The sequence below is a fragment of the Streptomyces sp. NRRL F-5122 genome (assembly GCF_001507435.1).
GTDB classification, from domain to species: domain Bacteria; phylum Actinomycetota; class Actinomycetes; order Streptomycetales; family Streptomycetaceae; genus Streptomyces; species Streptomyces lannensis.
On record NZ_LMWH01000228.1, the window covers coordinates 218,860 to 242,901 of the forward strand.

The following is a 24,042-nucleotide window of genomic DNA, read 5'->3' on the forward strand; positions in this document are numbered from 1 at the left end:
GTCGCTCGGTGTGCGGTGAGCCTAGGAAGTCCGGGAAGCCGGTTTGAGTTGCACCGTGTCACGTCTGCGGACGTCGGGCGTTCCACCGTGTCACCCCGGCGCGTGCGCACTGGTTTCCCCCACTTTTCCACGGCGTTTCACCTCTGCTGGGCGTCGTGCGCGAGCAGTGCGATGTGCACGGACGCCGCCTGCTCGAAGTCGTCCAGGTCGACTCCGAGGCACGCCTGGATGGCCTCCAGCCTGCGGTAGAGGGCAGGTCGGCTGACGTGGTGGAGCTGGGCGGTACGGGACTTGTTGCGGCCGGTGGCGAGATACGTCCGCAGCACGGGCAGCAGCTCCTGTTCGGTTTCGCGTCCGCGCAGCAGCCCGTCCAGTTCCCGCTCGGCGAAGGACTGGACGTGGGGGTCGTCGCGCAGCAGCCGGACCAGACCGCGCAGATGGACGTCCCTGAGTCGCACCACGGGTGGCAGGTCGAGTGCGGCGGAGTGGTCGGCGACCGCGTCGGCGACGTGCCGGGCCTCGCGCAGCCCTTCGGGCACCTCCTCCCAGGCGGCTCGTGCGTCGGCCGCGGCGACGACCGTACCGCCCGCCTGGTGCTCCGTCCGCAGCCGGGCGGCGAAGTGCGCGGTCAGCGACTCGGCGTCCTGGTCGCGGGCGAGACTCAGCAGCACGGCGGCGGCTCCGTCGGCCAGTTCCGCGACGAGTCCGGACAGGCCCAGCAGCCGCAGGACGCGGTCGAGGTGGACCGGGTCGCCGTCGCGGACGACGAGGGGGACGAAGGTGCGGCGGTTGACCGGCAGTCCGGCCGCGCGGGCGCGCGGCAGAAGCTGGCGGGCCGGTACGGCCCCGGAGACGAGGTCTGTCAGCAGACCCCGTGCGGACTGCTCCTCCCAGGAGTGCGCGGAGCCGTGGAGCATCCGGTGCAGGACCAGGGCCTCGGCCCCGCGCTCGGCGAGGAGGCGTCCGATGGGGTGGTCACCGCGGTAGCCGCACAGCACGATGCGGCCCCAGCGCTCGCCGCCGCCGCTCAGCTCGGCGCGGACCCAGCCGTCGCCCTCGCTGCCGCCGGCCTGCCGTGCGATGCGCTCCCAGTCGCGCAGCACGTCGTCGACGGCGGACCGCTCCCCCGCCGTGGCGAGCACCCGGTGGGCGAGATTGGTGAGGATCACGGGGCAGCCGGCATGCACCGCGATCTCGTCGAGCAGCCCCTGGAGCGGGGCACACGCGGTGATCAGGCCGGTCAGCGCCGTGCGTACGGACTCCGACAGGCTCACCGCAGCGAACTTCCGCCGCACCAGCCGGGACTGGACCTCCTCGGTCAGTTCGGCGAAGGGGAAGGGGCGGTGCAGGACCACCATGGGCAGCCCGCAGCGCTCGGCGGCCCGGCGCATCACGTCCGGGGGGACGGGGAAGGCGCGGCCGAGCCCGAGGACCACGGCCGCGGCCTCCGCGCGGTGCAGGGACCGGATGTACTCGGTCTGCTTGTGCTCGTCACCGGCGAGCAGCACCCCGGTGGTGAGGACCATCTCCCCGCCACTGAGCATCACCCCGACATCGGGTGCCTCCGCGACGTGCACCCAGCGCACCGGCCGGTCGAGGTGTCCGGCGCCGGCCACCACCTCGGGCTCTCCGGCGAGCACCCGGTCCAGCGTGAGGACCTGGCGTACCGACAGGGCGGGTTCCAGGGCGGTGGCCATGGCTGTCTTCCCTTGCTCTGGATCTACCGAAGACACCTCGCGACGGCGCTGTCGAGGAGACGGGTCGTCAGTGGACGCTCCCGAGGGCGCGTTCGAGGATCGCGGCGCCCTCCTCGGCCTCCGAGACGGTGAGCGTGAGCGGCGGGGCGATGCGCAGCACACTGGTGTTGTGCCCACCGCCCTTGCCGATCAGCAGGCCCTCCGCGCGGGCCGCCTCGAGCACGGCCGCCGCCGCGTCCGGGTGGGCCTCGTCGGTGCCGGGGCGCACCAGTTCGATGCCGATCATCAGGCCGCGGCCGCGCACCTCCCGTACGACGGGCAGTTGTGCGGCGACGGCCCGCAGCCGCTCGATGAGCAGTCCGCCGACACGCCGGGCATTGCCCTGGAGGTCGTGCTCGAGCAGGTACGAGAGATTGGCGAGCCCCGCCGCCATGGTGATCTGGGTGCCGCCGAACGTCGAGATGGAGTTGGCGTCAAGGCAGTTCATGATGTCGGCGCGGGCCACGACACCGCCGATGGACATGCCGTTGCCGATGCCCTTGGCGAAGGTGAGGATGTCCGGCGGCCCGCTGTGGCCATGTGCCTGCCAGCCCCAGAAGTTGTCGCCGGTGCGGCCCCAGCCGGTCTGCACCTCGTCCGCGATCCACAGGATGCCGTGCTCGTCGAGGACCTCGCGGAAGGCCGCGTAGAGCCCGTCGGGCGGCGAGGTGAAGCCGCCGACACCCTGGATCGGCTCGGCGATCAGCGCCGCGGGCGACCGCGTGTGCCCGAGCAGGTCCTTCAGGTCCGCGACACAGGCCGCGATGAAGTCGGCGTCGCTCAGTCGGGCGAACGGACCGCGGGTGCGGACGCCTCCGTGGACGTACAGGGTCTGCAGCGGTGACAGCGAGGTGGGCGACCAGCCGCGGTTGCCGGTGATGCCGACCGCGCTGAAGGAGCGGCCGTGGTAGCTGTTGCGCATCGCCAGGATCTGGTTGCTGCGCCGGTAGGTGGTCGCCAGCAGCAGCGCGGTGTCGTTGGCCTCGGTGCCGGACGTGGTGAAGAACACTCGGGCGTCCGGGATGCCCGACAACTGGGCGATGCGCTCGGCGAGTTCGACCATCGGCCGGTTGAGGTAGAGGGTCGAGGAGTGCAGGATCCGCCCGGCCTGCTCGGTCACCGCCTTGGTGACCTCGGGCAGGGCGTGCGCGGTCATCGTGGTGAGGATGCCGCCGAAGAAGTCGAGGTACTTCCTCCCGTCGTCGCCCCAGACATGGCGGCCCTCGCCGTGGGTGATCTCCAGCGGGTCCTTGTAGTAGAGGGCGAGCCAGTCGGGCAGGACGGCCTTGTGGCGGGCGTACAGGTCACTCACGGCTTCACCAGTCCTTCGTACGCGTCGGGGCGGCGGTCGCGGTAGAACGCCCACTGCTGCCGCACCTCTTCGATAAGGTCGAAGTCGAGATCTCTCACGACGAGTTCCTCCTCCTTGTCGTCGGCGACCTCCCCCACGAACTGCCCACGGGGATCGACGAAGTAGCTCGTGCCGTAGAAGTCGTTGTCGCCGTACTCCTCCCGGCCCACGCGGTTGATGGCGGCGACGAAGTACTCGTTGGCGACGGCTGCCGCGGGCTGCTCCAGCTGCCAGAGGTAGGCGGACAGACCGCGGGAGGTGGCGGAGGGGTTGTAGACCAACTGGGCGCCGTTCAGACCGAGTTGCCGCCAGCCCTCCGGGAAGTGGCGGTCGTAGCAGATGTACACGCCGACCTTGCCGACCTTGGTGTCGAAGACGGGCCAGCCGAGGTTGCCCGGCTTGAAGTAGTACTTCTCCCAGAAGCCCTTGACCTGGGGGATGTGGTGCTTGCGGTACTTGCCGAGGTAGGTGCCGTCCGCGTCGATCACGGCGGCGGCGTTGTAGTAGAAGCCGGACTGCTCGACCTCGAAGACGGGGACCACGATCACCATGCCGGTCTCCCGCGCCAGCTCCCGCATACGGGTGACCGTGGGGCCGTCGGGCACGGGCTCGGCCCAGCGGTAGTGCTCGGGTTCCTGGACCTGGCAGAAGTAGGGGGCGTTGAAGACTTCCTGGAAGCCGATGATCTCCGCACCCGTGCGGGCCGCCTCGCGGGCGTGCTCCACATGTTTGGCGATCATGGATTCGGTGTCACCGGTCCAGGTCGCCTGGACCAGTGCGGCGCGTACGACGTGGGCCATGATGCCGCTCCTTTGCCTGTTGTCCTCGCGGGGACGTCAGAGCCTCTACGCCCGTAGACACAGGTGGTAGAGGGTCGAACGTAAGCCCCTGCGACGGCCTTGCCAAGACCATCGTCGCCAACCCGCTGAGTCGATCACGTTTCGCACTCCTTGCGGGTGAGTGGTCGGATTGTCGGCGGGCCGCTCAGCCGCTGAATCCGGCGACCCTGAGGGCGTGCACGAGATCGCGGTGCCGGGCGTCGGAGACGCCCCGGGCCGCGTCGAGGAGCAGCGGCACGAGCCGCTGCGGGTCGGCCGACGCGCAGCGGACCGCCTCCTCCGGAACACGGATACGCACGTATGTATCCAGAAGAGCGCGGACCTCGCGGTGCCGGCCCTCGGTGCTCAGTGCGAGGACGGCTTCGCCGATCTCGGCCGGGGGGCGTACGACCCCTTGGCGCAGCACCTGTTCGGCGTCCGCGGTGCGGCCCGCGACGGTGAGGGTGTCGGCCACGGAGACCAGGTCGGCGGCCGGCAGGGAGGCGGCCTCCCACAGCAGGGTGGTCCAGTCGGCGCCGAGGCCCGCGCGGTGCAGCGCGGCGGCGAGTGCCGGGTAGCGGCCGACGGGCCAGTGGGCGGCCTCGACGAGCAGGGCGTGCGCCTCACCGCTGCGGCCCTCGGCACGCAACCGGGTGAGCGTCGCGACGGCCTCCGCGATGATCCGCCGCTCGGACTCGTCGGCGGGCTGCCGGGGCGGCTCGGTCACCTCCGCGCTCTCGACGTCTGCGGCCCCGGCGAAACGGGCGCCACGGGGGCCGCGGCGGCTCGTGGCGGGCGCTTGCGGGGCGGGCACGGCGTCCCCGGAAGCCTCCTGGACACCGAGCACCCCGGCGAAACGGGCGCTGCCACGCGGGCGGCGCCCGGCCCACCGCCCGCCGCCGGGTTCGGGGGCCCGAGCGGGCTCCTCGGGTTCACGGGTGTGTTCCGCGTCGCGCTCCACCGACGGCCGAAGGATGCCGTGCGGAGCGCTCGGGCCGCCGTCACCACCGCTGTCCGGCCCGGCCGGACCGCCGCCCTCCCTCCGCTCACGGTCGCCGCCCGTCGGCCCCGGTGCGCTCGCGCCGGCCGGTCCGCCGAAACCGTGGCCGGGCCCTTCGTCCCGGTGAGCGGCCGCTTCCCGGGCCCGCGGCGCTCCCAGGCCGTCCCGCTCGGGGTCCGGGCGGACATCCGGTTCGCCCCGCTCCCGGGGGCCCGGGACGCGTGCCTCGAGGGCTTCCATCCGCCGGCGGAGCTCCGCGCACCGGGCCGTGGCACGTTCGTGGTCGTCCTCGGCCCAGGCGAGATCGAGGCGGAGCGACTCGGCCTCCTCGCGGGTGCCGGCCGACTCCAGCAGGCGTCGCAGCTCCGCCTGGCGCCCGGCCGCGTAACGCTGTTCGCGCAGCCGCCCGTCGAGTCGGCCGGTGAGTTCCTCCCGGCCGCCGGGCCGGGCGTCGTGCGCGGCGAGCGAAGCGCCGTGCAGCGCCTGCGCCCGCTTCGCCTCCAGCGCGGCGGCCTGGGTTCCCCAGACCCCGGCGAGGTCGTGCAGGAGCGACTCCACGACGTCCCACGGCGGCACCTCCCGGCCCTCGAGACAGGACCGCATCCCCTCGGGATCACGCCGCCAGAACACCCCGCACCAGCCGCCACCCTGGTCGAGCCTGGACACGAGCTCCTGCAGGTAGCCCGCGAACTCCCGAACTCGAACAGGGAGTTGATCCACCGCCATCGTCCAGCTCCCGCCCGAGTGGAGTACCCCGATGCGGTAGGGAACACCAGCCGTGTTACGACGGCGCTACAGAGAGTTTTCCGGACCGGGGCAGAGCCCTCCGGGAGCGCGTTCCCCGGCCGTGCACACCCGCGCCGACCGGCTCCCCGCCTCCCCGCCCCTCCCCGGCGTCGATCGCGCGCCCGAGGACGCCTTTCCGGCTCAGGCCGCCACGATCAGCGCGCACTGCCCGACGATGTCGTCCAGGGACAGCCCGAGTACGCGGGCGAGAGCGGCGACGGTGAAGAACGCCGGGGTCGGCGCACGTCCCGTCTCGATCTTGCGGAGCGTCTCGGCGGAGATCCCGGCACCCGCGGCCACCTCCGCCATGCTGCGGGACCCGCGGGCCTCGCGCAGCAACAGCCCGAGACGCTCGCCGCGTTCGTGCTCTTCGGGGGTCAACGGATTGCGAACCATGCGCCCATTCTAATACCGGTCCCCCATGGTGCGACCGGTATAGTAATTGGGATTCTGCGGTATAGTAATTGGCATGGTGGAACTCAAGACAGACCCGTCGATCGATGCCATGCACGCGGCCGGGCAGGTCGTCGGCCGGGCCCTCACGGCGGTGCGGAACGCCGCCGGCGTGGGCGTCTCCCTGCTGGAACTGGACGAGGTGGCCCACGGGGTGCTGCGCGACGCGGGTGCGAGCTCGCCGTTCCTCGGCTACCGCCCCTCCTTCGCGCCGACCCCCTTCCCTGCGGTCATCTGCGCGTCCGTCAACGACGCGATCGTGCACGGGATCCCGGACGGCTACCGGCTGCGCGACGGCGACCTGGTCTCCGTCGACTGCGGTGCCGAACTGGACGGCTGGGTGGGCGACTCGGCGATCAGCTTTGTCGTGGGCAGGCCCCGGCCGGAGGACCTGCGGCTGGTCGAAACCGCGGAGCGGGCACTCGCGGCCGGCATCGAGGCGGCCGTCGTCGGCAACCGCATCGGGGACATCGCGCACGCGATCGGCTCGGTGTGCCGGGCGGCAGGGTACGGCATCATGGACGACTTCGGCGGGCACGGCGTGGGCCGCAGGATGCACGAGGATCCCCCGGTCCCGAACGAGGGCCGCCCGGGCCGCGGGCTCCGGCTGCGCCACGGCATGGTCCTGGCCATCGAGCCCATGCTCATCGGCGGCGGCACGGACACCTACCACGCGGCCCCCGACGGCTGGACCCTCCGCACGGACGACGGCTCCCGCGCGGCCCACACCGAACACACGGTGGCGATCACGGACGCGGGGCCGCGCATCCTGACGGCCCGCGAGGTGCGGGCCCCGGCCGGGTGAGACGCCCGGGGGCCGGGTACCGGCCGCGGGCCGTGCCTTCCCGCCGCGTGACGCGACCGGCCCCGACGGCCGACGGCCCCGCCCCGCGGCCGGTACCCGGACCGCGCGCGTCCTGCTGGACATGCCGCCCGAGTGCGTTCGTGTAATCGTGGTACGTGCGCCGGGCGCGCCCACAGGTGTAACCGGGCCCCGCCCGGGCACCCGGCACCGGCACGTCGATCAACGAGCGTGTCCCGGGCCCCCGCCGGGACGCCGGAACGGATGGCCATGACCAGCGGGTTCAACGGTCCGCAGGGCTACGGCTCGGACCCCTTCGCAGAGTTCTTCTCACGAATCTTCGGCGGACAGCGTCCCGGTCCCCGGCAGATCGACCTCGGCCGGCTGCTGAGCGAGCCGGCCCGGCAGCTCGTGGTGGGAGCGGCGCAGTACGCCGCCCAGCACGGCAGCCGCGACCTGGACACCCAGCATCTGTTGCGCGCCGCGCTCTCCGCCGAACCGACCAGGAGTCTGCTCACCCGCGCCGGAGCGGATCCCGACTCGCTGGCGACGGAGATCGACCAGCGCTCAGGTCCGGCCCAGGGCCCGGGCGACGTGCCTCCGCCCACCTCTCTGTCACTGACGCCCGCCGTCAAGCGCGCCCTGCTGGACGCCCACGAGCTGGCCCGGGCGAGCGGCACCGGCTACATCGGCCCCGAGCACGTGCTCAGCGCCCTTGCGGCGAACCCGGACTCGGCCGCCGGGCACATCCTGCACTCCGCGCACTTCGCTCCGCCCGGACCGGCCCCCGAAACGGGGGAAACCGCGCAGGCGCGCCCGGAGCGGCCGCGCCCCAGCCCCACGCCGACCCTGGACAAGTACAGCCGCGACCTCACCGGCCTCGCCCATCAGGGGCGTATCGACCCGGTGATCGGACGGGACGACGAGATCGAGCAGACCATCGAGGTGCTGTCCCGGCGCGGCAAGAACAACCCCGTCCTCATCGGTGACGCGGGGGTGGGCAAGACCGCGATCGTCGAGGGACTCGCCCAGCACATCGCCGACGGCGACGTGCCCGACATCCTGTGCGGCCGCCGGGTCGTCGCCCTGGACCTGACCGGCGTCGTCGCCGGCACCCGCTACCGCGGTGACTTCGAGGAGCGGCTGAACAACATCGTCGGCGAGATCCGGTCGCACTCCGACGAACTGATCGTCTTCATCGACGAGTTGCACACCGTCGTCGGCGCCGGTGGCGGCGGCACGGAAGGCGCGTCCATGGACGCGGGCAACATCCTCAAGCCCGCCCTGGCCCGCGGTGAGCTGCACGTCGTGGGCGCCACCACGCTGGAGGAGTACCGCCGTATCGAGAAGGACGCGGCGCTGGCCCGCCGCTTCCAGCCGATCCTGGTGCCCGAGCCGTCCGTCACCGACGCCATCGAGATCCTGCGTGGACTGCGCGACCGCTACGAGGCCCATCACCAGGTCCGCTACACCGACGAGGCGCTGGTGGCGGCCGTGGAGCTGTCCGACCGATATCTCACCGACCGCCATCTGCCGGACAAGGCGATCGACCTGATCGACCAAGCCGGCGCCCGGGTGCGGCTGCGCGCCCGTACGAAGGGCACCGACGTACGGACCATGGAGCGCGAGGTCGAGCAGCTGACCCGGGACAAGAACCAGGCGGTGGCCGACGAGCAGTACGAGCAGGCCACCCAGCTGCGCGACCGCATCACCGGGCTCAAGGAGCGGATCGGGCAGGCCTCCGGCGACACCGAGGCCGACGAGGGGCAGCACCTGGAGGTGACCGCCGAGGCCATCGCCGAGGTCGTCTCGCGGCTCACCGGTGTCCCGGTCAGCCGGCTCACCGAGGAGGAGAAGGAACGGCTGCTCGGGCTTGAGCAGCATCTGCACCAGCGGGTCATCGGGCAGGACGAGGCGGTCGGCGCGGTCGCCGACGCCGTGCTGCGCTCGCGCGCCGGTCTGTCCAGCGCCGAGCGGCCGATCGGCAGCTTCCTCTTCCTCGGCCCTACCGGCGTCGGCAAGACCGAGCTGGCCCGCGCGCTCGCCGAGGTGCTCTTCGGCAGCGACGAGCGCATGGTGCGGCTGGACATGAGCGAGTACCAGGAACGGCACACCGTGAGTCGCCTCGTGGGCGCCCCGCCCGGGTACGTCGGCCACGAGGAGGCGGGCCAGCTCACCGAGGTCGTACGACGCCACCCGTACTCCCTGCTGCTGCTGGACGAGGTGGAGAAGGCCCACCCGGACGTCTTCAACATCCTGCTGCAGGTCCTCGACGACGGCCGGCTCACCGACTCCCAGGGCCGCACGGTGGACTTCACCAACACCGTCATCGTGATGACCAGCAACCTCGGTTCCGAGGCGATCACCCGCCGCGGCGCGGGCATCGGATTCGGGCCGGGCGGTGCCGACGCGGACGAGGAGGCGCGCCGTGAGCAGATCCTGCGGCCGCTGCGTGAGCACTTCAGGCCGGAGTTCCTCAACCGCATCGACGAGATCGTGATCTTCCGGCAGCTGACCGCCGAGCAACTGCGGCGCATCACCGATCTGATGCTCGACAAGACGCGGCGCATGCTTCAGGCCCAGGACATCGACGTCTCCTTCACCGACGGGGCCGTCGACTGGCTGGCGCAGCGCGGCTTCCAGCCGGAGTACGGCGCCCGGCCACTGCGCCGCACCATCCAGCGGGAGGTCGACAACCAGCTGTCCCGGTTGCTGCTGGACGGCCGGATCGAGCGGGGCGGCAGGGTCGTGGTGGACACCGACGAGGGACGGCTCACCTTCCGGGCTGAGCCGCCCGCCCACCCGGAACCGGCCGTCGCCCCCGTGGAACGGGGTGCACAGGCCGGCCCCATGGAGCCCGGCGGCGGCATCACCCCTCCCACGGTGCAGGGCGGTGAGACGGCCCGCCCCGAAGGGGACGGGACCGGCCGTCCCGAGTGAGAGCCGCGCGAGGGCCGCTCACGGCGCCGGGGACACGACCATCGCCGACCCGCCGCCGCGCCGCACCTTCTCGGCGGCTGCCAGCCACTTGCCGCCCGGCAGCCGCTGCACACCGGTCGTGGCACCGATCTCCGGGTTCAGCGTGAAGGAGTGCCCGATCGCCTCCAGCTGCGCCCGTAGATCGCTGTTGTAGAGGGCGGGTTCGAGTTCCGTCTTCGCCGCGTTGCGCTGGCTGGCACGTGGCGCGGCGATGGCGTCCACCAGCGGCAGATGCCGGTCGAGGAACCCGGTCAGGGTCTGGAGCACCGTCGTGATGATCGTCGCGCCGCCGGGCGAGCCGAGCGCCACGACCGGCTTGCCGTCCTTGTCGAGCACGATCGTCGGCGAGATCGAGGAGCGCGGCCGCTTCCCGGGACCGGGCAGGTTCGGGTCGTGGACGGCCGGGTCGGCGGGTGCGAAGGAGAAGTCCGTCAGCTCGTTGTTCAGCAGGAAGCCCCGGCCCGGGACGGTGATGCCGCTGCCGCCGGTCTGCTCGATGGTGAGCGTGTAGGAGACGACGTTGCCCCACTTGTCGGCGACGGTCAGATGCGTGGTGTTCTCGCCCTCGTACGTCGTCGGGGCCGCCTTGCCCGCAGTGCCGCAGGCCGCCGGGTGGCGCGGGTCACCGGGTGCGAGCGGGCTGGTGAGCACCGCGTCGTCCTTGATCAGACACGCCCGCGAATCGGCGTACTTCTGCGACAGCAGCCCGTCCGTCGGCACGTTCTCGAAGTCGGGGTCACCGACCCAGCGCCCGCGGTCGGCGAAGGCGATACGGCTCGACTCGATGAAGTGGTGCAGGTACTGCACCTGGCTCGCCTTCGACAGGTCCGTCCGCTCCAGGATGTTCAGGGCCTCGCCCACCGTCGTGCCGCCGGAGGAGGACGGCGCTATGGAGTAGACGCCGAGACCGCGGTACGAGGTCTTCGTGGGTGCCTGGAGCTTGGCCCGGTAGGCCGCGAGGTCCCGTGCGGACAGCTCGCCCGGGCGGGCGTTCCAGCCGGAGGCCGGATCCACCGGGGGCTTGTTCACGGTGGCGACGATGTCCTCGCCGAGGTCGCCGTGGTAGATCGTGCCTATGCCCTTGCGGCCCAGTTCCTCGTAGGTGCGCGCGAGCTCGGGGTTCTTGAACGAGGAGCCGACGACGGGGAGCTGCCCGCCCGGCAGGAACAGCTTGGCCGTGTCCGGGAAGTACCGGAAACGGGTCTCGTTGGACGCGGTCTGCGAGCGGAAGGTGTCGTCGACCGTGAACCCCCGGCGTGCGATCCGCTCGCCCGGCTCGAGGACCTTGCCGAGCCGCTCGGTGCCCCACTCGTCCAGCGCCTTCTGCCAGGTGGCGGGTGTGCCGGGAGTACCGACGCTCAGGCCGCTGCTGACGGCGTCGGCGAAGGCGAGCGCCTTGCCGTTCTCCACGAAGAGCCGGGAGTTCGCGGTCAGCGGGGCCGTCTCACGGCCGTCGATGGTGTGCACCGACCTGGTCCTGGCGTCGTAGTAGACGAAGTAGCCGCCTCCGCCGATGCCCGCCGAGTACGGCTCGGTGACGCCGAGTGCGGCGGCGGTGGCCACGGCCGCGTCGACCGCGTTGCCGCCCTTTCTGAGGACCTCGACACCGGCGGCGGTGGCGTCCGCGTCGACACTCGCGACGGCGCCGCCGTAGCCCACGGCCACGGGCACCTTCGCGGGGGCCGGGCGGGCGGTCCCCGGCGGCCCCGCCGCTCCCACCGACACCACAGCGGCCGAGACCGCCAACACCGCCAGTTTCCGTGCGACAGGGCGACGCATTCGCACCTCCAGTGGACGACCGTCCACGCAGCGTAATCGTATTGCCATGGTCCCGTCAGTCCCATCGAACACCGCTCGCCGCGGGTGCGCCACCATGCGTACCCGTGGACGAGACAGTGCACGGCCGGGCCAACACCCTCCGGACGGCGCGCGATCGGCGCGAACGACGAGGTGGGCGCACGGATGCGCGAGGCCCCCGCGGTTACGACCGCTGGGGTGAACGGCCCGGGGTGAAACATGGCCGAGAGCGGCTGACGGCTTGGTCGAGGTCCGGTACGTACTCCTCTCCCGGGTCTGTGACGACCCGTTGGCGGACTGTTCAACTCCCGGCGGTACCAAGGCTGTAGCCGGGTTCGGCGCGGGGCGAACCCGCGCCGTGGGGCTCAACCTGACGGGGGACCGCATGAGGGGGAATCGCAGGACCGCACTCGCCGGGTCGGCGGTCGTGGGCATGGTGGTACTCGCGGGCTGCGCCGACCGCAGCGAGGTCGTCACCTGGACCGACGAGCACGGCAGGGTCTGCACGGGTGTCGCCGTGGTCGACTCGGACGACGGCGACCGCGAGGTCACCAGCATCGACTGCGACTATCCCCCCGAGGGCCGGACCCCGGGTCCGACGACGTGGAAGCCGCTGCCGGGCTGAACCGCGTGACACACGTTTCCCGCCCCACCCCCGCCCAGGGCCGCTCACGGACCCGCCGCCGTGCGCGGCAGTCCCGCGCCTCAGGACCCCGATGTCATCGGCCTGTTGACGTCCGTGTCCTTCGGCGGGTGACTCCGTCCGACGCGGCTCCGGCTCGGTTCGCCGGGCCATGGGGTGCGGTCGGCCTCGAGGAAGTCACACCTGCACGCAAGGTGTTGGGGGCGATGGACGGACTCCAAGGAGTCGGCGATCACGGCGACTCACGGACGGCCTCCACCGCCTCCCGGACGTCCGGGTGCGGGTCGTGGGCGAGTCCGTCCAGCAGCTCGGCCACCCCGGGGGTGGACCAGCGGGCGACCGCCCACACGAGTTCCTCCCGCACGCCGGGGTCGGGGTGCGCGGCAAGGCGGGCGAGTTGGGGAAGCGGGCCCCGTCGACGCATACCGAACCAATGCAGCGCCTCCCGCAGCACGGCTGGGTCTCCGGGGGCGCCGGCCGCCGCGATCCTGGCGAGCAGCACTTCGGCCGGCGGCGGCGGCCCGTCCAGCGGATGCGGCAACCGCTCACGCAGGCGCCGCGCCCCGTACCCTCCCCTCACCCGGCATCCGAAGCAGGTGCAGGGGCGGACGCCGTGCGCACCCGGCCGGTACCGCCAGCCCACGACCTGTGGCGCGGTGCGGACCCGGTGCACTTCGGAAGGCCGGATCGCCCGGGGTACGAACACCTCCCACCCTCGCGGGTCGTCCAGTGCGGCGATCCGCCCCACCGCCTCGGCCGCGGGAACGGCGGACCGGGCGTCCCGTGTCCGGTCCGCATAGTGCCGGACCAGTACGTGCTGCTCGTCGTCCAGCCGTACGTGGACGGCCGCAAGCCCGCCTCGGGTGCCGAAGCGGGCCAGTTCGCGCAGCCATTGATGGGTGAGTGTGTACGACGGCAGCACCGGAAAGCAGTACACCCCTCGCGCACCGTCTTGTCCCCGGCCGACCGCCCGGATACCCGACCGCCGGACGCGCCGTACGTTCGCCGCCGACGTCAAGTGCACGAACATCGCCATGACCGGGCATGTTAACCGCCCTGTTCCACGGGACCCTCGGGGTGCGAAAGGAAGAGCCCGACGTCCTTGGGCACACCGAGTCGGACACTCCTGCGCCGCCCTGTACGTCCAGGCCGGCGATCCGCTGAAGTCGCCGGATCTGCCGTGGCCCGGCACCGGCCAGGGCACCGGTCAGCGCCCGTGCCTCCATCGCCTCAACCGGCGCGCGAGCCCTCGCACGGATCGACGGCCACGGCGTACCCGGTGCGGCCGATCGCCGTCACTCGGACGGTTCGTCCCGTCCAGGAGGAGTCGGCCGTGGCCGGCGGGCGACAGGGCCGGCGCCTTGCGCTCCGTTTGCGCCCGGATCTCGTAGTGGGCCTGGTGAGCGGTCGCGCGGAAGACCTCCTCGTACGAGGCCAGGGCAGCGCTTGCGGCTCCGCCCGCCAGGTCGCGGCGACGCATACGCGCTGCCAGCCACACGAAACAGCCGAGGACCACGGCGAGGGCGCCCAGCAGGATCAAGATCGGCAGCAACGCATGCACACAACTGAGCGTAGGCCGTCGGCGCGCGCCGGCGGCGACGGCTGTCCGTGAGGTGTGTGGACTTCAGCCGACGCAGCCGGGTACAGCGCCTGTCGGGGCGCAGTTGTTCGGCACGTTGCCGGCGACCCGTGTGCGGTTCACCGTCACCGTGCCTGCGTCGGCATTGATGCCGCCGCCGGCGGTTCCCGCGAAGTTGTTGCGCACCTGTGAATGGTTCAGCGTCGCCACGGCCGTTGCGCCGACACTGACGCCGCCGCCGACGCCTGCCGCCCTGTTGTCACGCACCAGCGTGCCGTTCAGGGTCAGCCTGCCGTTGGCGCCTGTGTCGCGGATGCCGCCTCCACTGCCGACGGGCGCCCTGTTGTCACTGACCACGGAGAAGTCCACCGTCGCCGTGCCGTCGTTGAAGATGCCTCCACCGTCGACCTCGTTGGAGGTGTTGTGGTGCACCGTCGATCGGATGACCACCAGCCTGCCGCTCGGCCCTACGTTGTCGAGGCCGCCGCCGAGTGTCCGGGCTGTGTTGTGGTGCACCGAGGAGAATTGCACCCTCACCGTGCCTTCGTTGCGGATGCCGCCCCCGGTGCTGCTGGAGGCGTTCCCGGTCACCGTGGAATGGGCCACCGTCAGCGTGCCACCGGCGTTGAGGATGCCTCCGCCCCTGCTCCCCTGTCCCCCGGTGACGGTCAGGCGGGTCAGCCGCACATGCACGGCTCCGCTGATCGTCACAGTGGTGCCCGCGTGATTGCCGTCGAGTACTGCCTGTCCCCGGCCGACGAGGGTCAGAGACTTGCCGATGGTGAAGGGGCCGATACACCTCCCTCGCACGCTGAGCGTCGCTCCCTGGGCGGCAGCCGCGATCGCGGTCTGCAGTGCCGAAGGGTTGCCGCGGCAGTCCACCGGGGTGTATCCCTCCGCCACAGTGGCGTTCACCCCCGTCAGCGTGACGGCTCCCACCGTCGCCGCCACCGTGGTCCACCGCGGCCCCGCGGCCCGGTCCGCTCGCCTGAACATCCCACTCCTCCTGTCACAGCGCAGGGCGTGCTCGACGGCCCGGCACCACTGTCGTCGTCAAGAGCCACGTGAGCGCCCGTGATCGGCAGAAGGGATCCCCGACCGGGTGACCGTCCCCCGGCGCCGGTCCGTGGATTCCCCCGTACGGCCGAGGACAATGACCGCTACGGCCCACGGTCACAGGAGTCGTCTCTCCGCGCACCGGGGCGACCCCGCGCTGCGGCCTCCGCCAGGGACGTCGCCCACGGACTCTCCGAACGGGCCAACACGTCCTGCCGGCACCGGAACTGACGGCGTGACCGAGGGCATGTGCACCTGATCGTGATCGTGCGTGCGCGGAGCGCCGTACCGACAAGGCGGCGCCGGTCTCGTGTACACGTCTCACCGCTCGCGTCGGCCCTTCCCATCGGCCTCTTCGATGCGGCAAGGACTTCAGGCGGCCTCGACGGAGCCCTGGCCCGTGGTGAGAAATGGTGAGATGGGTCGCAACGGGGAACCGGCTCTCCCACAAGGCAGGGTCGGCTTTGCCTTCCTTGAGTACCGTGACTCCCCATGATCGAATCCGAGATTGAGATCAGCGAAGATCTGGTCCGCGCTCTACTGCGAGAGCAGCATCCGGACCTGGCCGAGCTGCCCGTCCGCGAGGTGGCAGGCGGCTGGGGCAACCAGATGTGGCGGCTCGGGGACGATTTGGCCGTCCGGATGCAACGGATGGACACCTCCCCCGAGCTCCAGCTCAAGGAGCGCCGCTGGCTGCCGCTGCTGGCCTCGCGCCTGCCGCTTGCGATTCCGACTCCGGTACGGGACGGTGCGCCGTCCGAGCGGTTCCCCAAGGTCTGGACCGTCATGACATGGGTCGAAGGCACACCGCTGGACCACGGCTCGATCACCCGCGGCGACCACGCGGCCGACACGCTGGCGGCCTTCCTCAAGGCGCTGCATGTGGAGGCTCCCACCGATGCGCCGGACGCCTCGGACTTCGGCGCTCATCCCAGGGAATGCACGGACGGCTTCGAGCATTTCCTGCAGGCCGTGGACCTCGGCCGCTTCGCCGAGGTCGACATCCGGGCCGTGTGGGACGACGCGGTCGCAGCTCCCGAATGGGAGGGCCCGCGAGTGTGGGTGCACGGCGACCTGCACCCCGCGAACGTCGTCGTCACGGACGGCACCCTGGCGGGTGTCGTCGACTTCGGCGCCCTCTTCGCCGGCGACCCGGCATGGGACCTCGCGGCCGCCTGGGTGCTGCTCCCCATGGGCGGCGCCTCACGGTTCTTCGGCAGCTACGCACAGGCGGATGAGGCGACCGTCCGACGGGCGCGCGGGCTGGCCGTGATGAAGAGCCTGTTCTTGATGCTGATGGGTCAGAACGGCGACCGCGGCCTACCTGGCGGCAAGGGGGAGTGGGGGCCGGCAGGACGGTCGTCACTCGATCGTGTTTTGCAGGGCCTTTGACCTCGAGGTAGGCCGGCGGCCGGCATGGGTTCGGTCTTCAGCCTGATCATCTCTCCTGCTCACCGCGAGCCGTGCGGTCGGGACGCCCAGGTCGACCGTTGGGGACACTCGAGCCAAGCGCACTGCTTCGGCGTGCTTTCGCCGAAGCAGCATGAGCGTTCAGCCGCCTTCAATGCCATCCCGTCGCCTCGAGCCTCGCCAACTCGTGACCTTCAGCGGCCTCACCGCCTGCGCTTCGCCGCCCGACCACGCCCCACGCGAGCGCCCCGCACCGCCGCCCGCGGACCTCACCGCCCGCGATGATGCGGCGATCGAACGAGCAACAGGTCAACGTTGGGAGACGGCCCGCTCCCAACGTCCGCTCCCGGCGTTCCAGGTCACAGTCACGGCCCGACCCTTGGGATCTGCCTTGGCAAGCCGCTCCAACCCCTGATCGCCGAGGGCGACGAGCGCTTCCAACGCCGCGTCAGGGATACCACTCGGCACACGGAACTCCACACGGCCATCCCGCTCCTCAATCACCAGGTACGGCCCGGAGACTCGAGCCTCCCCCCGGCCGAGACGCTCCCGAAACGCGGCACGAGCCGCATCGAAAGTCCGCTGCGCCGCCTGCGTGGCAATCGTCTGCAAGAACGGAACGAGCCCAACGGTCACCGCGAACGCGAGCACCTCAAGGGCCGGACCGGGAGTGGCGGGCTGAGGACAGCCGTACCCGGGCTGGACACTCACGGGAGGCCCGGGCTCGAGCGGCACCGGCTGACGCAGCTCTGGAGTCGTTATCACGGGCCACACGAACACCCGATGCGAGAGCAGATGGTTCCACGGCTGCCCCGTGCCACTCGCAAGCAAAACAAGCTGCCTTGCCACCTGCCCGAGAGAGAGGGCGAACGACTCCTCGGCAGATCGGTGGGAGCGCGGCCGATGCGCATGGGCCGCGTCCAACCACACCCGAAGGACCTCGGGCGTCACCCCCTGCGCTCGACCTCGATCGTCGGACGACACGCGATCTGGAACCAGAAGTGATTCCAACAGATCACCGATTACCCCGATGTCCCCCTGAGCGGCACGCGCATGTAGGTCCTCCACCACACCCCCTCGCATCTCGTCGGCATCATCCTGCCCAGCCGACGGGGGGAACAAGGGGCTTTCACAATCGCCGTACGTAGAAACGCGCGCAGCCGCGCGCGGACCTCACCGCCCGCTCCTGCCCGCACGGGACCTATCACCCCCCGTAGAGGGCCGCACGGTTGTCGAGCCGCAGACTTACGGCAGAAGGATGCCCCGGCCCAAATGATTTCCAACAGAACTCAGGCTTCCGCGACCGCCGACTCGAGCAGGGACAGCGTCCGGTTGTCCGCGTCCACGTCTGCGCGGACGCCGACAGGCAGCGGCAGATTCGGCGAGGTGTGGCCGAAGTCGACCTGAGCCAGGACCGGGATGTCACGCCGGCCCAGGACATCGAGCACCACATCGCGTAGAACTGCGCGGTCTCCGCCGTCGTCGTGAGGCGTGACCTCGGTCGGGATGCCGACCACCCTGCCCGCGATCCGGTCCAGCACACCGGACAGCCGCAAGGTATGCAGGTCGTTCCAGATCCGCGAGACCGGCCGCTGCAGCTCCTCCCAGAACAACACGGCCCCGTCGAATCGTTCGGCGGCCGGCGCGAACGGTGTCGCCTGCAGTAGGACCAGGCGGTTCAGCAAACCGCCGAACAGTGGCCCCTGCGCACGGCCCGGCCGCCAGGCTTCCCAAGCCCCTCCCGCCGGCAGCACGCCCGGCGCCTCGGCCTTGGTGAGCACGCGGGTGTAGAGGTCGACCAGCTCGGAGCGACGGGCGGCGTCGCCCAGCGTGTACCAGTCGCTGCCGAAACCGTGGGTGGCGATGTCGGCGTGGAAGCCGACGAGGCCGGTCTTGGCGTGCAACGCCATGTGCAGCAGCGAGATATCGCTGTAGCCGATGATCGGTTTCGGGTCGGCCCGGATCGCGTCCAGATCGATCAGATCGAGATAGCCGAGCGTCGCCTGTCCTCCGGTATATCTGCCCCTCGTAGCAGTCCCCGCACGGCGCTCATGCCGCCGTACGCAGGCCTCACCGTCCGTCCCTGCCCGTACGGGACCTGTCACCCGTACGAGCTGCGAGGGCAGCGAGCGGCGGGAGCCGTGACGGGCGGATCCGCCGGGAGAAATGAGCGGCGGCGTCCCCTTGGTATGCGCTACGGTGCGCCGGTGTCAGCGATCAAGAAGTTCCAAGTCACCTTTGACTGCGCAGAACCTGAGCGCCTCGCTCGCTTCTGGTGTGAAGTGTTGGGGTACGTCATGCCGCCGCCACCGGAGGGGTTCACCACTTGGGACGAATTCAATCGCACCCTCCCCCCCGAGAAGCAGGGATCATGGTTCGCTTGCAGTGATCCCTCGGGCGTCGGACCGCGCCTGTACTTCCAGCGCGTCCCCGAAGGAAAGATCGTCAAGAATCGGGTGCATCTCGACGTCCGGGTCGGCACCGGGCTCGTGGGCGACGAGCGTCTCGCCACACTCGAAGCCGAGTGCGCACGGCTGGTCGCGCTCGGCGCGACCCACGTGCAGACTCTGTACGCCGATGAGGAAAACGAGTCGTGCATCCCGATGCTGGACATCGAGGGCAATGAGTTCTGTATCGACTGACCGTTCTCCGAGCCGGGGAGGGCGGGAGTCACCCCACGAGGGCGGGGTGTGCAGCCGGGCAATGCCGAGCTCGGCCTGTGAACGCCGTCAGGGCGTGTATCGAGGCCGCGGCGGGGCTACCGCCGGCGGACCGGAGCCGAAGCCTGTCCGCCGCCCTCGCGCTGCGACTCGTGCCAGTGGCGACGTTCTCGGCGAAGACGGCGGCGCAGCCGGTATCTGCTGATGCGCTTGCCGCATTCGGTTCCTGCACCCAGGCTCAGCATCAACGTGAGCAGTGCAGCCAAGGCCGCTTGAGACGCGCAGGCCACCGGCAGGTCGGCCCAAGAGAGGCCGTAGCCGATCAACGCCAGGGAGGTCGGTCCCACGCTCATCACCAGGAAGAGCCGCCTCGTCGCACCAGGAACCGGCCCTCCCTTGACGGCCCACTTCTTCATGGCTTCGGCAAACCAAAAGGCAGCTGACGCCGCCACCTCGAGCCCTGACAACAGGACCGCCAGGCCGACGTCCAGGACCCACTGCAACATGCCCACCATCCTGAGGCGGACGGTAGCCGCACACCTGAGTACGGCTACTCAAGTGCGCAGGCCTGCGCCTGAAGCAGCTTTTGACGAGGCCACCGGATCTGTAGCGGAATGGGTAAATACGTCCTGGTTACGTGAGAATTGCCGCCATGACGGGTGACTTTCGTCACTATGCTGTGATCGCCGGCACGCAAGGCGTGTGACCGCGCCGGCTTTCGCGTCCGCGTCTCGCCGCTCTCGCCGAGCACTGCCCCTCCCACCGGCTGCCGATCAGCAACGGATGCGGCGAGGGCCTCGGCGGGATCCCGAACGGGCGGATGCAGGACCTGCTCGGCAGCACTCCGGCCGGCGCTGAGCGCCTGATCGTCGTCCGGAGCCGCTAGCATGCGCGCCCATGAACGACGACGTGCGCAACATCGTCCTCGGGGTAGTCGCGGCGGGCATCAGCGCTGCCCTCGGCTGGCTGGCTCGTACCTACATATGGAGGCGGAAACTCCGGCGGAAGCAGGCGTTCTTCGGGCTCCCCGACAATTCGGAGTCGCTGCTCGTGGTCAACCGCGAGGCGGGCGGCGCGGAGTTGACGGTCATGCGCCACGACGTGTTCGCCCTGCTGGAGCTTTCCGCGCTCATCAAGGACTGCGGCGCCAACGCCCAGGTGGTCGCACATGACGCGGCTCAGCAGGGCTTCGGTGAGCGCACCGAGTTCTGCGTCGGCGGACCCTCCTCGAACCGCCGCATGGCGGCGCACCTCAACTCCCTCCTGCCCGGCGTCCAGGTCAACACCGATCCCGAACCGGGCCCGGAACGCGGTGCGTTCCGGATCGGCGGGGAGAAGTACCAACTCGAGTCCGGCAAGGCGGAGTACGTCGTCCTCGCGCGGCTCACCGCGGACCTGGGCCGCGGATCGAGACCCGTCTTCCTCTTCTGCGGCCAGCGCGCGATCACCAACCAGGCGGCGACCCGCTACCTCGCGCGCCATCACGAACGCCTGGCGCGCAAGTACGGCTCGGGCTCCTTCGTCCTGCTGCTGAAGGTCGTCAACTCCCAGGCGTACGGACCGGATGTGGTCGAGCTGGTGGGCGATGTCACGAGGGTCGCGCAGGCTCCCGCACCCGTGCCCGCCGCTCGCACGTCCCATCGCGCCTCCTAGGTTCCTCCAGGCGTCAACAATCGTTACTCGTGCGTAACTTACCGACGGGTTACCTCTGGTAAACGGCGAAGGTTACCGTCGGGTCACTTTGCACTGACACGAGTGAGGAGTGACCCATGACGCATGGGGGCGGGAAGCGCCGTCGAGCAGAGCGGCGGAAGACGGGCGGGGCCGCCCGCAAGGCGCTGCGCACCACCACCGTGGGCGCCGTCTCGGCGACGCTGGTCGCCGGCAGCGTCCTCGGCCTCGCCCCCTCCGCACAGGCCGTCGGCGGCGTTCGGTTCGTCGACATCACAGGCGACGGCGGCACGGTGCTCAAGGCGAACGTCGTCACGCCCGCGGACGCCGACGGCACACGGCGCTATCCGCTCGTCGTGCTCCCCACGAGCTGGGGCCTGCCGCAGGTCGAGTACCTGGCCCAGGCCCGGGAGCTCGCCGACTCCGGCTATGTCGTGGTCACCTACAACGTGCGTGGTTTCTGGCAGTCCGGCGGACGAATAGAGGTGGCGGGCCCACCCGACACGGCCGACGCCTCCAAGGTCATCGACTGGGCCCTCGCCAACACCCCGGCGGACGCGGGGCACATCGGCATGGCGGGCGTCTCCTACGGCGCCGGCATCAGCCTGCTGGCGGCAGCTCACGACAGACGCATCAAGGCGGTCGCCTCCCTCAGCGGCTGGTCGGACCTGATCGGTTCGATCTACTCAGGCCGCACCCAGCACATCCAGGCGGCCGCCCTGCTGGACGGCGCCGCAACGCTCACCGGCCGTGAAAGCCCTGAGGTGAGGCAGGTGTTCAACGACTTCTACGCCTCCGACCTCTCCAAGGAACCGGAGCTGATCGCCTGGGGCGAGAAGCGCTCACCCGCGACCTACGTCGACCGGATCAACCGCAACGGCGCGGCCGTCATGCTCGCCAACGCCTGGGGCGACACGATCTTCCCGGCGAACGGGTACGCCGACTTCTACGAGAAGCTGACGGGCCCGAAGAGGCTGGAGCTACGTCCGGGCGACCATGCCACGGCCGAACTGACCGGCCTGTTCGGACTGCCCAACGACGTGTGGACGGACACCCGGCGGTGGCTCGACCACTACCTCAAGGGCGTGGACAACGGCATCGACCGCGAGCAGCCGGTACAGCTCAAGTCCCGCTCCGCGGGCGGTTACGAGGGCTATCCGGACTGGAAGTCGGTGGCCGCGACCAGCAGGAAGATCGACCTCGCCGGGACGCACGGAATCCACGCGAACGTCGACTCCGGCGCGGACGGCGGAATCATCTTCCTCTCCAGCATCCTCGACCAGGTCGCCCAGGCGCCCCCCGCCGCGTGGATCCCGCTCCTGCCGCGCCGCTGGGCCGCGGTGTGGCAGTCGGGGAAGTACGCGACCGCCCAGCGGATCCGCGGCACCGTGAAGATGCACACCACGGTCACCGGCACCAAGGCGAGCGGCACCCTCGTCGCCTATCTCTACGACGTGGGTCCGCTCGGCCTCGGCAAGCTGGTCAGCAACGCGCCGTACACCTGGTACGGGCGGACGCCCGGCAAGCCGTTCGGCGTCGACCTGGATCTGTTCTCCACGGCCTACGACGTACCGGCCGGGCACCGGCTCGCCCTGGTCGTCGACACGGTCGACCCGCTCTATATCGAGCACAACCCGTCCGGCGCACAGCTGACCTTCTCCTCGCCTGCGGACGATCCTTCCTATGTGTCCGTTCCGCTGCGCGAGCAGTGATCTCCGGCTGCCGCCGGCCGGGCCCGGCCCTATGGCTGCTGCCCCCCTCCCCCTACGGTCCCGGGGCCGTGGGGGGAACCCCACCCGGCAGCAGCGTCCCCGCCCCGGCCGTCTCGACGTCCACGGCCTCGGTCTTGGGACTGCGCCGCTCCCACCGGGACACCCACTGCGCGACCCAGGAGAGCAGCATGCACATCCCGATGTAGATCGGTGAGATCACCATCACCACGGGGATGAACGGCAAATCGTAGTCGAGGTTCGACGCGATGAGCTTGCCGGCGTGGAGGAATTCCTCGTAGGTGATAAGGAAGCCCAGGGACGTGTCCTTCAGCGCCACCACCAACTGGCTGATGATGGCGGGCAGCATGGCCCGTACGGCCTGCGGCACCAGGACGTACGACATGACCTGTGTCTTGCGCATGCCCAGCGCGTACGCGGCCTCCTTCTGGCCCCGGTCCACGGAGTTGATGCCCGAACGGAAGACCTCGGCGAGCACCGAGCCGTTGTAGAGGGTCAGACCCGCGACCAGCGCGGGCAGGGGCTGCACCTTCAGCGCCACGAAGATGAAGAAGATCATCACCAGCAGCGGCATGGCCCGGAAGAACTCGACGACGAGCGTGGACAACCAGCGCACCGGGGCGTGTTCGGAGAGTCGCCCAACGGCGAGGAGCCCGCCCAGGGCCAGGGAGAGCACGGCCGCGATCGCGAAGGCCTTGAGCGTGTTGCCGAGGCCGCGCAGCAGAAGTTCCTGGATTCCCTTGTACTCGAAGGGCATCCACTTCGTGTACGTGAACTGGCCGGTGGAGAAGAGGAGATGGATGATCCAGCCGAGCAGGGCGAGGAGGACGACGGTGGCGAGGACCCCGAAGAGGCGGTGCCGCCTGCGGGCCCTCGGTCCCGGAATGTCGTAAAGGGCAGTGGCCGCCGCGGCTTTGACGATCATCGGGCGATTCCCCAGCGGCGTTCCAGGACGTTGAAGACCGCGCTGATGACGCCTGTGACGACCAGATAGCCGACGGCGATCCAGAGGAACGTCCAGACGATGTTGTAGCCGAGCTCGCTCAGGGTCCGGTAGGTGCCGAGCAGTTCGGTGACGCTGAACGCCCCGGCGATCGCCGAGTTCTTGGCGAGCGCGATCAGGATGGAGCCGACCGGCGGGATGACCGTCCGGAAGGCCTGCGGCAGAACGACGTGCGACAGCGTCTGCCCGAAGGACATGCCGAGACTGCGGGCCGCCTCTCCCTGGCCCGTGGGAACGGTGTTGATGCCCGAACGCAGTGCCTCGCAGATGAACGCCGAGGTGTAGCAGCCGAGCGCGAGGACGGCGAACACCGTGAAGGGCAGCACGAGCCCGAAGCGCGGCAGCCCGAGCAGGACCGCGAAGAACAGCAGGGTGAGCGGCGTATTGCGCAGGACCGCCACCCACGCGGTGCCGAACACCCTCAGGGAGCGCACGGGAGCGACCCGGAAGGAGGCCATCACAAAGCCGAGGGCGAGGGCCAGCAGGGAGGAGTAGACGGTGAGTTCGACGGTACCGAGGAAGCCCTCGGCGAAGACGGAGATGTTGTCGGTCAGTACGTTCACGCGTG

20 protein-coding genes are annotated in these 24,042 nt (G+C 70.6%); 7 read left to right on the forward strand and 13 right to left on the reverse strand.

Annotated features, from left to right (window positions below):
• Window positions 1-137: 137 nt before the first annotated feature.
• From ADL25_RS21920 to ADL25_RS21940, 5 genes are all read right to left on the reverse strand, one after another.
• Window positions 138-1,697 (reverse strand): PucR family transcriptional regulator, encoded by a 1,560-nt coding sequence (locus ADL25_RS21920; protein ID WP_059129458.1) that lies wholly within the window; start codon window positions 1,695-1,697, stop codon window positions 138-140.
• A 67-nt stretch (window positions 1,698-1,764) separates the two neighbouring features.
• The gene (locus tag ADL25_RS21925) at window positions 1,765-3,048 is read right to left on the reverse strand and encodes an aspartate aminotransferase family protein (RefSeq protein WP_059129459.1); all 1,284 of its coding nucleotides are present in this window, start codon (window positions 3,046-3,048) and stop codon (window positions 1,765-1,767) included.
• A complete protein-coding gene (locus tag ADL25_RS21930; RefSeq protein ID WP_059129460.1) occupies window positions 3,045-3,887 on the reverse strand; it encodes a nitrilase-related carbon-nitrogen hydrolase in 843 nt (280 codons plus the stop codon). Before ADL25_RS21930 ends, ADL25_RS21925 begins: the two co-directional genes overlap by 4 nt.
• A gap of 184 nt (window positions 3,888-4,071) precedes the next feature.
• Window positions 4,072-5,631 carry a hypothetical protein gene (locus ADL25_RS21935; protein WP_059129461.1) on the reverse strand — a complete coding sequence of 520 codons (1,560 nt, stop codon included), beginning with the start codon at window positions 5,629-5,631 and terminating at the stop codon, window positions 4,072-4,074.
• A 201-nt stretch (window positions 5,632-5,832) separates the two neighbouring features.
• Complete coding sequence (locus tag ADL25_RS21940) at window positions 5,833-6,087, reverse strand: helix-turn-helix domain-containing protein (protein WP_059129462.1); 255 nt, start codon at window positions 6,085-6,087, stop codon at window positions 5,833-5,835.
• 73 nt (window positions 6,088-6,160) lie between these two features.
• Between ADL25_RS21940 and map the strand changes: the two genes are divergently transcribed.
• Together map and ADL25_RS21950 are read left to right on the forward strand one after the other, a co-directional pair.
• On the forward strand, window positions 6,161-6,949 hold the full coding sequence (gene map, locus ADL25_RS21945; RefSeq protein ID WP_059129463.1) for a type I methionyl aminopeptidase: 789 nt from the start codon (window positions 6,161-6,163) through the stop codon (window positions 6,947-6,949).
• Between the two features lie 267 nt (window positions 6,950-7,216).
• Window positions 7,217-9,886: an ATP-dependent Clp protease ATP-binding subunit gene (locus ADL25_RS21950; protein ID WP_079050525.1), complete on the forward strand. Its 2,670-nt coding sequence runs from the start codon at window positions 7,217-7,219 to the stop codon at window positions 9,884-9,886.
• 18 nt (window positions 9,887-9,904) lie between these two features.
• Here the strand turns inward: ADL25_RS21950 and ggt are convergent, their stop codons facing one another.
• On the reverse strand, window positions 9,905-11,704 hold the full coding sequence (gene ggt / locus ADL25_RS21955) for a gamma-glutamyltransferase (RefSeq protein WP_059129464.1): 1,800 nt from the start codon (window positions 11,702-11,704) through the stop codon (window positions 9,905-9,907).
• 403 nt (window positions 11,705-12,107) lie between these two features.
• Between ggt and ADL25_RS21960 the strand changes: the two genes are divergently transcribed.
• The gene (locus ADL25_RS21960) at window positions 12,108-12,347 is read left to right on the forward strand and encodes a hypothetical protein (RefSeq protein ID WP_059129650.1); all 240 of its coding nucleotides are present in this window, start codon (window positions 12,108-12,110) and stop codon (window positions 12,345-12,347) included.
• 250 nt (window positions 12,348-12,597) lie between these two features.
• Here ADL25_RS21960 and ADL25_RS21965 read toward each other — a convergent pair whose 3' ends face one another.
• From ADL25_RS21965 to ADL25_RS21975, 3 genes are all read right to left on the reverse strand, one after another.
• A complete protein-coding gene (locus ADL25_RS21965) occupies window positions 12,598-13,401 on the reverse strand; it encodes a HEAT repeat domain-containing protein (protein WP_199839191.1) in 804 nt (267 codons plus the stop codon).
• Between the two features lie 171 nt (window positions 13,402-13,572).
• A complete protein-coding gene (locus ADL25_RS45400; protein WP_079050512.1) occupies window positions 13,573-13,926 on the reverse strand; it encodes a hypothetical protein in 354 nt (117 codons plus the stop codon).
• Window positions 13,927-13,989: 63 nt separating this feature from the next.
• Window positions 13,990-14,940 carry a hypothetical protein gene (locus ADL25_RS21975; protein WP_059129465.1) on the reverse strand — a complete coding sequence of 317 codons (951 nt, stop codon included), beginning with the start codon at window positions 14,938-14,940 and terminating at the stop codon, window positions 13,990-13,992.
• Between the two features lie 552 nt (window positions 14,941-15,492).
• Here ADL25_RS21975 and ADL25_RS21980 point away from each other — a divergent pair.
• The gene (locus ADL25_RS21980; protein WP_059129466.1) at window positions 15,493-16,392 is read left to right on the forward strand and encodes an aminoglycoside phosphotransferase family protein; all 900 of its coding nucleotides are present in this window, start codon (window positions 15,493-15,495) and stop codon (window positions 16,390-16,392) included.
• A 1,307-nt stretch (window positions 16,393-17,699) separates the two neighbouring features.
• On the opposite strand, the gene ADL25_RS21990 is transcribed toward ADL25_RS21980, so the two are convergent.
• Window positions 17,700-18,515 carry a S66 peptidase family protein gene (locus ADL25_RS21990; protein WP_107116667.1) on the reverse strand — a complete coding sequence of 272 codons (816 nt, stop codon included), beginning with the start codon at window positions 18,513-18,515 and terminating at the stop codon, window positions 17,700-17,702.
• Window positions 18,516-18,617: 102 nt separating this feature from the next.
• Here ADL25_RS21990 and ADL25_RS21995 point away from each other — a divergent pair, with 102 nt between their 5' ends.
• On the forward strand, window positions 18,618-19,052 hold the full coding sequence (locus ADL25_RS21995; protein ID WP_107116675.1) for a VOC family protein: 435 nt from the start codon (window positions 18,618-18,620) through the stop codon (window positions 19,050-19,052).
• A gap of 116 nt (window positions 19,053-19,168) precedes the next feature.
• Here ADL25_RS21995 and ADL25_RS22000 read toward each other — a convergent pair whose 3' ends face one another.
• Window positions 19,169-19,576 carry a hypothetical protein gene (locus tag ADL25_RS22000; protein WP_059129469.1) on the reverse strand — a complete coding sequence of 136 codons (408 nt, stop codon included), beginning with the start codon at window positions 19,574-19,576 and terminating at the stop codon, window positions 19,169-19,171.
• Window positions 19,577-19,967: 391 nt separating this feature from the next.
• Between ADL25_RS22000 and ADL25_RS22005 the strand changes: the two genes are divergently transcribed.
• Together ADL25_RS22005 and ADL25_RS22010 are read left to right on the forward strand one after the other, a co-directional pair.
• Window positions 19,968-20,723: a hypothetical protein gene (locus tag ADL25_RS22005; protein ID WP_059129470.1), complete on the forward strand. Its 756-nt coding sequence runs from the start codon at window positions 19,968-19,970 to the stop codon at window positions 20,721-20,723.
• Window positions 20,724-20,839: 116 nt separating this feature from the next.
• Window positions 20,840-22,453, forward strand: a complete 1,614-nt coding sequence (locus tag ADL25_RS22010) for an alpha/beta fold hydrolase (RefSeq protein WP_059129471.1) — start codon at window positions 20,840-20,842, stop codon at window positions 22,451-22,453.
• 52 nt (window positions 22,454-22,505) lie between these two features.
• Here ADL25_RS22010 and ADL25_RS22015 read toward each other — a convergent pair whose 3' ends face one another.
• Both ADL25_RS22015 and ADL25_RS22020 read right to left on the reverse strand, forming a co-directional pair.
• Window positions 22,506-23,396 (reverse strand): amino acid ABC transporter permease, encoded by an 891-nt coding sequence (locus tag ADL25_RS22015; RefSeq protein WP_059129472.1) that lies wholly within the window; start codon window positions 23,394-23,396, stop codon window positions 22,506-22,508.
• On the reverse strand, window positions 23,393-24,037 hold the full coding sequence (locus ADL25_RS22020; protein ID WP_059129473.1) for an amino acid ABC transporter permease: 645 nt from the start codon (window positions 24,035-24,037) through the stop codon (window positions 23,393-23,395). Before ADL25_RS22020 ends, ADL25_RS22015 begins: the two co-directional genes overlap by 4 nt.
• Window positions 24,038-24,042: the final 5 nt, after the last annotated feature.